The organism is Ralstonia sp. A12, assembly GCF_000801955.1.
Classification (GTDB): domain Bacteria; phylum Pseudomonadota; class Gammaproteobacteria; order Burkholderiales; family Burkholderiaceae; genus Ralstonia.
Map to the genome: position 1 here is coordinate 799,640 of NZ_JSZO01000001.1, position 12,585 is coordinate 812,224.

Below are 12,585 nucleotides of genomic sequence, written 5' to 3' on the forward strand. Positions count from 1 at the left end.
ACATGGCAACCATCAAGGACGTGGCCGCATTGGCCGGAGTTTCGTTCACCACCGTCTCGCACGTCATCAACAACACCAGGCCGGTGAACTCCGAGACCCGCAAGCGCGTGGAGGAGGCCATCCGTGCCACGCGCTACGTGCCCAGCGCAGTGGCGCGCTCGCTCAAGCACCGCACTACGCGCACCATCGGCGTGCTGGTGCCGACCGCCACCAACCCGTACTTTGCGGAGCTTGCACGCGGCATTGAAGACGTCTGCGCTGCGGCCGGCTACAGCGTCATCCTCTGCAACTCCGACGACGACCCGCGCAAGCAGCGCGACTACCTGCGCGTGCTGATGGAGAAGCGCGTGGACGGCATCATCGTCAGCAGCGCCGGGCCGGACAACGCGTTGATCGAGGCACTGGGCGAATCCGCCCTGCCCGTGGTGATGGTGGACCGCCCGACCGAAGGTATCCAGGCCGACCAGGTGCAGGTCGATCACGAAGAAGGCGCGTACATGGCGACCAAGCATCTGCTGGAGCTTGGCCACCGGCGCATTGCCTGCATCAGCGGCCCGTCGGAACTGAGCGTGACGGCTGGCCGCCTGGCGGGTTTCCATCGCGCACTGCGCGAAGCCGGTGTGCCGGAAGCCTCCGCCCGCATTGCCGAAGGCGACTTCACCAGCCCCGGTGGCTACCGCGCCGCACGCCAACTGCTGACCGAGGGCGAAATGCCCACCGCCATCTTTGCCAGCAACGACCTGATGGGCATCGGCGCACTGCGTGCTGCGGCCGAGTTGGGCATTCCGGTGCCGAAAGCACTCTCCATCATCGGCTTCGATGACATCGAACTCAGCCGCTACGTCTACCCCGCGCTGTCCACCGTCGGCCAGTCGATCCGCCAGCTCGGCGAAACCACCGCCCAAACGCTGCTCGAACACCTGAGCGAAGCCGCCATGCGCCATCCGGTCGACGAACGGCAGGCGCGCCGCATTGTGCTGCCGCCGCGGCTGTCGCTGCGCGAGTCGACCGCCGAGCCGGCCCGTCCGGCACGTGCGGCCTGACATCGAACCACTTTCCTCTCTCTCAACGTAGTCCGCCATGGTGGCCAAGCGCCCTTCCGCCTCTTCTGCCCACCCGGCTGCCGACGTGCTGATCGTCGGCAGCCTCAACATGGATCTCGTGATCCGCACGCCCCGCTTGCCCCGCCCCGGGCAAACGGTTGCGGCCCCCGCATTGGAGACGATTCCTGGTGGCAAGGGTGCCAACCAGGCCGTGGCTGCAGCGCGCCTGGGGGGCCATGTCGCCATGCTCGGTTGCGTGGGTGACGACGCATATGGCACGGCCCTGCGCGACGGCCTGCGGCGCGAAGGTGTGGATACGTCGATGGTGTCGGTACATGCCGGTGAGGCCACAGGCATCGCCTGCGTGACGGTGGCCGACAGCGGCCAGAACACCATCGTGATCGTGGCGGGGGCCAATCAGTTGCTCACGCCGGCCATGATCGAAGCACAACGCGCGGCGTTCGAGCGCGCCCGCGTGATCATCTGCCAATTGGAATCGCCGCCGGATGCAGTGGAGTGCGCGCTCAAGCTCGGGAGCCGGCTGGGCAAGACTGTCATCCTGAACCCCGCACCGGCCATCGGCCCGCTGCCGACACCCTGGCTGGCGGCGTGCGACTACCTGATCCCGAATGAAACCGAAGCGGCGCTACTGACCGCTCGCTCGGTCGATTCCCCTGAAGCCGCGCTGGATGCGGCGGCTGACCTGCATGCACAAGGCGCGCGACACGTGATGGTCACGCTGGGCGCGCATGGCGTTGCCTATGTAGATGCCACCACGCGTCTGTTGATGCCCGCGCCTGTTGCGCAAGCTGTCGACACCACGGCGGCCGGCGACACCTTTGTTGGCGCGCTGGCGGCCGCGTTGGCCGAGGGCGCGGCGCCGGATGCCGCCATCGCGTTCGGTCAGGCGGCGGCGGCCGTGTCGGTCACGCGGCTCGGCGCGCAACCGTCCATCCCCTTCCGCAGCGAGCTGGGTGTGCTCGCCACGCACGCACATTAAGCCGGCGTGCTGGTGCCCGGCGGCGTGGCCTCGGTTGGGGCACGCGGCACGAGCAGGCACAGCGGATCGCGCAGAATGCGCCGCCACACCGCACCGGTGATGCGCTTGCGATCAAGCCCGCGCAGGTTGCGTGAGCGCATGGCCATATTGAACGCCAGCGCAAACGACACCATCACGTTCAGCACGCCCATCAGCGCAATGCCGGCCACCGCCAGCCAGAACGGGGCCGTATGCATCACGCTGGGGCCCAGCACACCCACCGCCGTTGCCACCGCGCCAGTCGACAGCGTGACGTGGCGCACCTCCATGTGCGGCCCGAAGAACGACACGATCTCCGGCCCCAGCCCCAGCATGAACCCCAGCGACACGTTGGCCACGATGCCCGAGAGGTTGCGTTTCCAGAACCCGGCAATACGATGCGCACCACGCTCGCCCACCATGAAGCGCAGGCGCCGGTGGTGGGCAATCACGTCGCCCACGCGGTGCAACGCAAACCAGTTGTCGGCCCAGCCGGCAGCCAGGCTTGACGCCCACAGCAGCACGCCCGTGAAAATCGCGTACAGCGGCGTTGGTCCAAGAATCGAGAACGAATCAATGGTCGCCACCGCCTTCTCCGGCGAGATCAGGTTCGCATGAAACAACCGCCCCGCCGCCCACTGCACCAGAAACGCCACCGGCGCCACCGCCACGAGGTTCCCGACGATCGCTGCCGCGTTCGTGCGGATCATGGCCACGGTATCGTCCACAAAGCGGTCCAGCCCTTCCGGGCGGCCCACCTGGTCCAACCGATGCGCCAGCGCAGGCGCCGTCATAGCCGGCTGCTTGGTCGCCAGCGTGAAGTGCGCAAAGTGGATGCCGAGAAAGCTCACCGCGTAGTTGATCGACGCGAACAGGCCCTCGGTGAACCGGGACAAGTGCGCACCCGCGATGAAGAACTTGATGTAGACCGTAGCCGCGGTGATGACACCGCCGCCGGCCGCCGCCTTCACCATCGCCCCGTATTCCTTGTTGTCTCGGGTGATGTAGTGCTCGCCGCTCTCGGCTGAGCGCTCGACCACCTTGCGTGCCAGATCGGCAAACGTGGAGCGGATCAGGTAACCAACGCTGCGGCGATGCTGGCTGGCGGATACCAGCTCAGCCGTCAAATGCGCGAAGCGGCGCGAAGCCTTTGCGTCGGCCCAGGCTGTCAGCAGCAGGTCGATGCGTCCCAGCCACGCCTTCATGCGCTCGACCTGGAACACGACCTCGACGGAGACGCCGTTCTCGTCCAGATGCTGGTAGACGCTGGCGGTGGCGGTGCGGCATTGGTCCAGCACCGCGCGGAAGTAGTTGAGTTGCTGCGGAAAACGCTCCGGCGTGGCAAGCGCCTCGTCGGGGCGTTCAAGGAAGATGGCGTTGGCCGCATCCGCCAGCCGGTAGAACGGAGAATCCGTGACTTCTGGATGGTCCATGCGCATCCGGATGCCACGCGACAACCCCGCCGCCCGCACCTGGCTGATCAGGATCTGGATACCCACCCCCAAGCTGCGCTCCAGCCGCGTTTGGCCGGCGGCTTCATCCTCATCGCTCAAGCCGGCACGGAACAGCGCATGCAGACGCGTGACCAGCTCATCGTCCAGGCCATCCACCCACTGCGCATCGGTCGGGCCGATGAACAGGAGTGCAAACAACGTGGCCAATTGCGGCTGATTGGGTGCGGGCGGCAGCCAGCGCGCCTGCCAACGGTCGACCAGCTCGCCCCAGAAACCAGAGCGCGAAGACAGGCCCGTGTCGCACAGCAGCGATACCGGATCGTTGTCCTGCACGATGGCGCGTAACGTCTGCCCGACGCGCTCGGCGAGTTCTGGGTTGTTCTCCAGCACCTGCAGCAGGTAGCGCAGGCGTGCGTAGCGCCACGATTCCGACGTGGCGCCCGTGGGCCGGTCTGCGCGGCGCAGCCAATAGGCCAGCTCGATCAGCCATTCATTGCGTTCGGCCAGGCTGCGCGTGGGCTCGAACTGCGCCAGGATGGCATCGAGTTGATGGCTGGCATGCCGGGAAGCGCGCCATTTGCGCCACGGATTGAGCAAAAATTTGAACATCAAACTCCCTAGTTGGCGGACACGCTCAGCTCGGCCACTCCCTGGGCCGATGCTTCTGCTTAACGTGTAGATGCCGCGATCAGGCGACGCGCAGCGCCTGAATATGTGTCCGCAATTGTGTCATGACTCCCCCGCCGCCGGCCTCGGGCGAGGCTGCAGTGCATGTCCGACGCATCAACCGCCCGAGAGGTTCAGGCGGCCGGAACGATATGGTCTTCGCCGCTGGCCCCGAAGAGCTGCGACTTGAGCTTGGCAAGCTGATCGCGCACCGACGCCGCCTTTTCGAATTCGAGGTTCTTGGCGTGATCGAGCATCTGCTTCTCCAGGCGCTTGATTTCCTTGGACGCCTGCTTCTCGCTCATGTCTTCGTACTTGGCGGCCTCTTGCGCGGCCTTGAGTTCGGCGCGCGCATCGTCGACGTTGTACACGCCGTCGATGATGTCCTTGATGCGCTTGACCACGCCGCGCGGCGTGATGCCGTGGGCCTCATTGTGGGCGAGCTGCTTAGCGCGGCGGCGCTCGGTCTCGCCGATGGCCTTTTTCATCGATTCGGTGATGCGATCCGCATAGAGGATGGCCGTGCCGTTCACGTTACGCGCCGCGCGGCCAATGGTCTGGATCAGCGAGCGCTCTGCGCGCAGGAAGCCTTCCTTGTCCGCATCCAGAATCGCCACCAAAGACACTTCTGGAATATCCAGGCCTTCACGCAGCAGGTTGATGCCGACCAGCACATCGAATGTGCCCAGGCGCAGGTCGCGGATGATCTCCACGCGTTCCACCGTATCGATGTCCGAGTGCAGGTAGCGGACCTTGACGCCGTTCTCCGATAGGAACTCGGTCAACTGCTCGGCCATGCGCTTGGTGAGCGTGGTCACCAGCACCCGCTCGCCGGCTTCCACGCGCAGGTGGATTTCCGAGAGCAGATCGTCGACCTGCGTGGTCGCGGGCCGCACGTGAATGACCGGGTCGACGAGGCCGGTCGGGCGCACCACCTGCTCCACCACCTCGGTGCCGCTGACAAGCCCCTTCTCGTAATCGCCCGGCGTGGCCGAGACGAACGTGACCTGCCGCATCTTGGTCTGGAACTCAGCAAACTTGAGCGGCCGATTGTCCAGGGCAGAAGGCAGCCGGAAGCCGAACTCGGCCAGCGTTTCCTTGCGCGCACGGTCACCGTTGTACATGCCGTTGAGCTGGCCGATCAGCACGTGCGATTCATCCAGGAACATCAGCGCATCGGGCGGCAGGTAATCGACCAGCGTCGGTGGCGGCTCGCCCGGCGCGGAGCCTGACAGGTGCCGCGAATAGTTCTCGATGCCCTTGCAGAAGCCCAGCTCCTGCAGCATCTCCAGGTCAAAGCGGGTGCGCTGCTCCAGCCGCTGCGCTTCCACCAGCTTGTTTTCCTTGTAGAAGAAATCCAAGCGCTCGCGCAGTTCGGCCTTGATGGTCTCGATGGCACGCAGCACCGTCTCGCGCGGCGTCACATAGTGGCTCGACGGATACACAGTGAAGCGCGGAATCTTCTGCCGCACGCGCCCGGTGAGCGGGTCGAACAGTTGCAGCGATTCAACCTCGTCGTCGAACAACTCCAGGCGCACCGCCATCTCGGCGTGTTCGGCCGGGAAGATGTCGACCGTATCGCCGCGCACGCGGAAGGTGCCACGCTGAAAGTCGGTCTCGTTGCGCGTGTACTGCATGGCGATCAGGCGTGCGATCACGTCGCGCTGGCTGATCTTGTCGCCCGCGCGCAGCGTCAGGATCATCTGGTGGTATTCGGTCGGGTTGCCGATCCCGTAAATGGCCGACACGGTCGCCACGATCACCACGTCGCGCCGCTCCAGCAGGCTCTTGGTGGCCGACAGGCGCATCTGCTCGATGTGCTCGTTGATCGACGAATCCTTCTCGATGAAGAGATCGCGCTGCGGCACGTAGGCCTCAGGCTGGTAGTAGTCGTAATACGAGACGAAGTATTCGACCGCGTTGCGCGGGAAGAACTCGCGAAACTCCGAATACAACTGCGCCGCCAGCGTCTTGTTGGGCGCAAACACGATGGCCGGGCGCCCCACCTGCGCAATCACGTTGGCCATGGTGAAGGTCTTGCCCGAGCCCGTCACGCCCAGCAGGGTCTGGTACGACAGGCCATCCCCGATGTTCTCGACGATCTGGCGGATCGCCTCCGGCTGGTCGCCGGCCGGCGGATACGGCTGGTACAGCTGAAACGGCGAGCCCTCGAAGGTGACGAATTTCGACTCGTCGTGCGGGCTGGGGACTTGGCTCAGATCGGTCATGGCGGCGGGGTGGATGGCAGCGCAGAAAGTCGACAAAGTGACTCGCACGTCCCCAACAAATGAGGACGGCGGCGGCAATTGCAACCAATCGTCTAGTGTAGCGCGCGCCTCCGGCAATCGTTTGGACATCCGGATCGGCACATCTGTACCGGCCCCTGAAACGCTTTAGGCCCCTGTTCTGCAAGGATTTTTCGGGCGATTAGAGCCTGTATTCGGTACAATCGAGCCTTGTGCCTATTGCGCCGGGCGATCCGCCCCGGAGTCCGCAGTGCACCGCCTGCAGCATCCCATCAGATTCCGAACCAACTGAACGTAGAGACATCATGTCGCTTTTTTCCGCCGTCGAACTGGCCCCGCGCGACCCCATCCTGGGCCTGAATGAAGCTTTCAACGCCGATACCCGCAGCACCAAAGTGAATCTGGGCGTGGGCGTGTACTTCACCGACGAAGGGAAAATTCCGGTGCTGCGCGCCGTGCAGGAAGCCGAAAAGGCCCGCCTGGCCGCCGCTGCCCCGCGCGGCTACCTCCCGATCGAAGGCATTGCCGCCTACGACCAGGCCGTGCAGAAGCTGCTGTTCGGCGCAGAGTCCCCGCTGATCACCGAAGGCCGTGTCGTGACGGCGCAAGCCCTGGGCGGCACCGGCGCACTGAAGATCGGCGCCGACTTCCTCAAGCGCCTGTACCCGGACGCCAAGGTCGCCATTTCCGACCCGAGCTGGGAAAACCACCGCGCGCTGTTCGAGTCGGCCGGTTTCGACGTCGTCAACTATGCGTACTACGATGCCCCGTCGCACGGCCTGAACTTTGACGGCATGCTGGCGTCGCTCAACAGCTACGCGCCGAACACGATCATCGTGCTGCACGCCTGCTGCCACAACCCGACCGGCGTGGACATGACCACCGAGCAGTGGAAGCAGGTCGTTGAAGTAATCAAGGCCAAGAACCTGATCCCGTTCCTCGACATGGCTTACCAAGGCTTTGCTGACGGCATCCAGCAAGACGGCCTGGCCGTGCAACTGTTTGCTGAATCGGGTCTGCCGTTCTTCGTGTCGAGCTCGTTCTCGAAGTCGTTCTCGCTGTACGGCGAGCGCGTCGGCGCCCTGTCGATCGTGACGACCAGCAAGGACGAAGCCACCCGCGTGCTGTCGCAGGTCAAGCGCGTGATCCGCACCAACTATTCCAACCCGCCGACGCACGGCGGCACGGTGGTCGCCAGCGTGCTGAACAGCCCCGAGCTGCGCGCGATGTGGGAGCAGGAACTGGGCGAAATGCGCGATCGCATCAAGTCGATGCGCAACGCACTGGTCGACAAGCTGGCCGCCAAGGGCGTGAAGACCGACTTCTCGTTCGTGAAGGCCCAGCGCGGCATGTTCTCGTACTCGGGCCTGACCTCGGCCCAGGTGGATCGCCTGCGCAACGAGCACGGCATCTACGCTGTGTCGACCGGCCGCATCTGCGTGGCTGCGCTGAACACCCACAACATCGACGCCGTGGTCAACGCCATCGCCGACGTGCTGTAAGCGCCACGCCCAGTGGGCAATTGCAAAAAGAAAAGCGGCTTCGGCCGCTTTTTTGCTGCATAACGCTAGGCTGACACGGGCGCATCATACAAACCTTGCAACACTCTGTTATCAGGGTTTCTGCTGCATCGCAGTATCATGCACCGAGGTGCATAATCGTTTGCGTTGATCCCGCCACCACGAATCGGTCCAGCCATGCTTTACCAGCTCCATGAATTCCAGCGCGCCCTGCTCAGCCCCATGACGGCTTGGGCCCAGGCGACCGCCAAGACCTTTACCAACCCCCTGAGCCCGCTGTCCATGGTTCCCGGCGCACAACGCTATGCCGCGGGCTACGAGCTGCTGTATCGCCTAGGCAAGGAATACGAGAAGCCGGAATTCGGCATCCGCTCTGTCAAGTCCAACGGGCGCGACATTCCGATCGTCGAGCAGACCATCATCGAGAAGCCGTTCTGCCGCCTGATCCGCTTCAAGCGCTACGCCGACGACGCCGAAACCATCAAGCTGCTCAAGGATGAGCCGGTCGTGCTGGTGTGCGCACCGCTGTCGGGCCACCACTCCACGCTGCTGCGCGATACCGTGCGCACGCTGCTGCAGGATCACAAGGTGTACGTGACCGACTGGATCGACGCACGCATGGTGCCGGCCGAGCACGGTGCATTCCACCTGTCGGACTACATCAGCTACATCCGCGAATTCATCAACCACATCGGCGCTGACAAGCTGCACGTGATCTCGGTGTGCCAGCCGACCGTGCCGGTGCTGGCGGCCATCTCGCTGATGGCCTCGGACGGCGAGAAGACGCCGCGTACCATGACCATGATGGGCGGCCCGATCGACGCGCGTAAGAGCCCGACCGCCGTCAACTCGCTGGCGACCAACAAGTCGCATAGCTGGTTCGAGACCAACGTGATCTACACGGTGCCGGCCAACTACCCGGGCCACGGCCGCAAGGTCTATCCGGGCTTCCTGCAGCACGCAGGCTTCGTGGCCATGAACCCGGATCGCCACGTCTCGTCGCACTACGACTACTACCTGAACCTGATCGAAGGCGACACAGAAGACGCCGAAGCGCACGTGCGCTTCTACGACGAATACAACGCCGTGCTCGACATGGCCGCCGAGTATTACCTTGAGACCATCCGCGACGTGTTCCAGGAATTCCACCTGGCCAACGGCACGTGGGTGATCGACGGCAAGCCGGTGCGCCCGCAGGACATCAAGGGCACCGCGCTGTTCACCATCGAAGGCGAACTGGACGACATTTCCGGCAGCGGCCAGACCGAAGCCGCGCACGGCCTGTGCAGCGGCATCCCGAAGGCACGCAAGCAGCATCTGACCGCACCGAAGTGTGGCCACTACGGCATCTTCTCGGGCCGCCGCTGGCGCGAGCAGGTGTATCCGCAACTGCGCGATTTCATCCGCCAGTACGATCAAGGCGCACCGCGCATCAAGGCCGTCGCCTGACCCGCTGATCCAGCTACGCCAAAGAAAAAGCCTCGCAACCGCGAGGCTTTTTTGTCTTGGTGTGGCGTGCCAATCAGCCCTGGGGCCGCTCCAGATACGCCAGCAGCATCTTGATGTGCAACTGCGCGAAGGCTTCATGCTCATCAGCCGAAGCAATATCGCGGCCGATCACTGCGCTGATCGTGTAGCGGTTGGAAAGCACGTAGTAGCCCAGCGCGGAAATCGTGAGATACAGCCGCGAGACATCCACATCCTTGTGGAAGACGCCGCTGCGCTGACCGCGCTCGACCACACCACGTAGCACATCGATGACCGGATTGACCAGCTCGCCCAGGTGCGGTGACGTCTTCAGGTGCCGCGCCTCATGCAGGTTCTCGCTGTTGAGCAGGCGGATGAACTCGGGGTTCTCGTAATAGAAATCCCAGACGAAACGCGCGAGTTGGATGACCGCCTCGCGCGGGTCGGACGACTCGATCTGCACCTGCTCTTCCGCCTGCTTGAAGCGAAAGTACATGTGTTCGAGCACGGTCAGGAAAAGCTTCTCCTTGCTGCCGTAGTAGTAGTACAGCATGCGCTCGTTGGTCTCGGCGCGACGGGCGATGGCGTCGACGCGGGCACCGGCAAAGCCGCCACGTGAGAACTCTTCAAGCGCTGCGGCAAGGATGCGACGGCGTGTACCGGCGGGGTCGCGACGTGCGCGGGGTGTGGCGGAATCGCCCGAGGAATCGACCGGATCAATGTCGGCGAGCGGCGCGGCTGGGTAAGACGGCATGGCACGTCGGTCCGTTTAGAACCTGAGGATTATGTCATATGGTCAAGACATGGCCGCCGCGGCCAATGTCAGGGCATGCACCCCTTGCGCAGCCGGCAAATCGGCGATAATGGCAGGCTATTCAAACGAGAAGTCCCATCGTGGTTTCCTTGGTCCCCACATTGACCACATCCTTGGCCGACCGGCTCGAAAACCTCCTGCCGCAGACGCAGTGCACCAAGTGCGGCTACAACGGCTGCCGCCCGTACGCTGAAGCCATGGCGAGCGGTGAGGCGCTGCCCAACCGCTGCCCACCCGGCGGCGTGGAAGGCGTCCGCCGCCTGTCCGATGTGCTTGGCCGCACGGGTGAGCTGCTGCCGCTGGACCCAGCCAACGGTATCGAGCAACCGCGCGCGGTGGCTGTCATCGACCCCGAGCGCTGCATCGGCTGCACGCTGTGCATCCAGGCGTGCCCGGTCGATGCCATCGTCGGTGCACCCAAGGCGATGCACACGGTACTGGAAGACTGGTGCACCGGCTGCGACCTCTGCGTGCCGCCCTGCCCGGTCGATTGCATCGACATGATCCCCATCACCGGCGAACGCACGGGCTGGGACGCCTGGAGTCAGGCACAGGCCGACGTCGCCCGCGACCGCTACGACTTCCGCAACGCGCGCCTCAAGCGCGAGCAGGCCGAGAACGAAGCACGCCTGGCCGCCAAAGCCGCCGCCAAGCTGGTTGCGGTGAGCGCAGAACAACCTGCCGATGACGCCGAGCGTGCCGCGCAAGCGCGCAAGAAGGCGATCATCCAGGCCGCCATTGAGCGCGCGCGTCAGAAGCAAGCCGAGATGGCCGTGCGCGGGCAAGGTCCGCGCAACGTGACCGACGTGCCGGCAGACGTGCAGGCCCAAATCGACGAGGCCGAAGCCCGCCGAAAACGCATCGCCGACCAGATCGAGCACGGCGCCAAACCTGACGCCGACAAACCCTAACGCTGCCCTGCCCCGACGATGAATCCCGCCAAGCGCCACGCCATCTTCGAGACCCTGCGCGAGAACAACCCCACACCGACCACCGAACTGGAATACACCTCGCCGTTTGAGCTGCTGATTGCGGTGCTGCTCTCTGCGCAGGCAACCGATGTGGGCGTGAACAAGGCCACGCGCAAGCTGTTTCCGGTGGCCGATACACCGGCCAAGATGCTGGCGCTGGGCGAGGAAGGGCTGGCCGAATACATCAAGACCATCGGGCTGTACCGCACCAAGGGCAAGCACATCCTGCAGACATGCCGCATCCTGCTCGACCAGTTCGGTGGCGAGGTGCCGCGCGACCAGGCCGCGCTGGAATCGCTACCCGGCGTGGGCCGCAAGACCGCCAACGTGGTGATGAACACCGCCTTTGGCGTACCGACGATTGCGGTGGATACGCACATCTTCCGCGTGGCCAATCGCACCGGGCTGGCGCCGGGCAAGAACGTGCTGGAAGTTGAGTTGAAGCTGCTGAAAGTGGTGCCGGAGGAATTCCGCCAGGATGCGCATCACTGGCTGATCCTGCACGGGCGTTACGTGTGCAAGGCACGCAAGCCCGAGTGCTGGCATTGCGCGATCGAGCCGCTATGCGAGTTCAAGCCGAAGACACCGGCGCCGAAGGAATAGAAAAACGGGGACATCAAGTCCCCGTTTTTCTGAGCACGACACGCAGGTCGATCAGACGATCTTGCACGCCTCTTCAAACGACAGACGCGGGTTGCGCGGGTGCAGCTTCTCCACATCGCCGTAGCCGATGTTCATGATGAAGTTGACCTTCCACTGGCCATCGGAGAAGAACGTCTCGTTGACCTTGTTGGCATCGAAGCCGGCCATCGGACCGCAATCCAGGCCCAGCGCGCGGGCCGCGATCACCAGGTAGCCGCCCTGCAACGAGCTGTTCATCAGCGCGGCAGCGTTGATCTTGGCCTGGTCACCGGCGTACCACGAACGCGCATCGGCATGCGGGAACAGCTTGGGCAGTTGCTCATGGAATTGCGTGTCGTACGCAACGATCACGGCCACAGGTGCCTGGCGGGTCTTTTCCTGATTGCCGGCCGACATGCACGGGATCAGGCGATCTTTGGCAGCCGCGGTCTTCACGAACACGAAGCGGGCCGGCGTGCTGTTGGCGGCGGTCGGGCCGTATTTGACGGTCTCGTACAGCGTGTTCAGCAGTTCATCGTCGACCGGCTTGTCCAACCACACGTTGTGGGTGCGGGCTTCATGGAACAGTTGGTCCAGCACGGACGGTTCAAGCATGGGCATTGCTAAGCGCTCCTGAAAAGAGTCAAGGAGCGCATTGTAATGCGCTGCACTGCGCGCGCGCTGCCCCTACGCGCACCCAGGGATTGCGGCGCGGCAATCACCAACTTCACCGCAACAGTAGAAACGACATGCTTTCTTTGTATT

General features: G+C 64.2%; 10 protein-coding genes. 6 read left to right on the top strand and 4 right to left on the bottom strand.

Annotated elements, in window-relative coordinates:
• The first annotated feature begins 2 nt into the window (after positions 1-2).
• Both PI87_RS03680 and rbsK read left to right on the top strand, forming a co-directional pair.
• Positions 3-1,043 carry a LacI family DNA-binding transcriptional regulator gene (locus PI87_RS03680; protein WP_039596271.1) on the top strand — a complete coding sequence of 347 codons (1,041 nt, stop codon included), beginning with the start codon at positions 3-5 and terminating at the stop codon, positions 1,041-1,043.
• A gap of 37 nt (positions 1,044-1,080) precedes the next feature.
• On the top strand, positions 1,081-2,043 hold the full coding sequence (gene rbsK / locus PI87_RS03685; protein ID WP_039596272.1) for a ribokinase: 963 nt from the start codon (positions 1,081-1,083) through the stop codon (positions 2,041-2,043).
• On the opposite strand, the gene PI87_RS03690 is transcribed toward rbsK, so the two are convergent.
• Together PI87_RS03690 and uvrB are read right to left on the bottom strand one after the other, a co-directional pair.
• Positions 2,040-4,124, bottom strand: a complete 2,085-nt coding sequence (locus tag PI87_RS03690) for a site-specific recombinase (RefSeq protein WP_039596273.1) — start codon at positions 4,122-4,124, stop codon at positions 2,040-2,042. The genes rbsK and PI87_RS03690 overlap by 4 nt on opposite strands.
• Positions 4,125-4,315: 191 nt before the next feature.
• A complete protein-coding gene (uvrB, locus tag PI87_RS03695; RefSeq protein WP_039596274.1) occupies positions 4,316-6,409 on the bottom strand; it encodes an excinuclease ABC subunit UvrB in 2,094 nt (697 codons plus the stop codon).
• 323 nt (positions 6,410-6,732) lie between these two features.
• On the opposite strand from uvrB, the gene PI87_RS03700 reads away from it, so the two are divergent.
• Positions 6,733-7,929 (top strand): amino acid aminotransferase, encoded by a 1,197-nt coding sequence (locus PI87_RS03700; RefSeq protein WP_039596275.1) that lies wholly within the window; start codon positions 6,733-6,735, stop codon positions 7,927-7,929.
• 195 nt (positions 7,930-8,124) lie between these two features.
• Complete coding sequence (locus tag PI87_RS03705) at positions 8,125-9,396, top strand: polyhydroxyalkanoate depolymerase (protein ID WP_039596276.1); 1,272 nt, start codon at positions 8,125-8,127, stop codon at positions 9,394-9,396.
• A gap of 73 nt (positions 9,397-9,469) precedes the next feature.
• On the opposite strand, the gene PI87_RS03710 is transcribed toward PI87_RS03705, so the two are convergent.
• On the bottom strand, positions 9,470-10,168 hold the full coding sequence (locus PI87_RS03710; RefSeq protein ID WP_039596277.1) for a TetR/AcrR family transcriptional regulator: 699 nt from the start codon (positions 10,166-10,168) through the stop codon (positions 9,470-9,472).
• 140 nt (positions 10,169-10,308) lie between these two features.
• On the opposite strand from PI87_RS03710, the gene rsxB reads away from it, so the two are divergent.
• Both rsxB and nth read left to right on the top strand, forming a co-directional pair.
• On the top strand, positions 10,309-11,139 hold the full coding sequence (gene rsxB, locus PI87_RS03715; protein WP_039596278.1) for an electron transport complex subunit RsxB: 831 nt from the start codon (positions 10,309-10,311) through the stop codon (positions 11,137-11,139).
• Between the two features lie 18 nt (positions 11,140-11,157).
• Positions 11,158-11,802 carry an endonuclease III gene (gene nth, locus PI87_RS03720; RefSeq protein WP_039596279.1) on the top strand — a complete coding sequence of 215 codons (645 nt, stop codon included), beginning with the start codon at positions 11,158-11,160 and terminating at the stop codon, positions 11,800-11,802.
• A gap of 51 nt (positions 11,803-11,853) precedes the next feature.
• Here nth and PI87_RS03725 read toward each other — a convergent pair whose 3' ends face one another.
• On the bottom strand, positions 11,854-12,441 hold the full coding sequence (locus PI87_RS03725; protein ID WP_039596280.1) for a malonic semialdehyde reductase: 588 nt from the start codon (positions 12,439-12,441) through the stop codon (positions 11,854-11,856).
• Between the last annotated feature and the right edge of the window lie 144 nt (positions 12,442-12,585).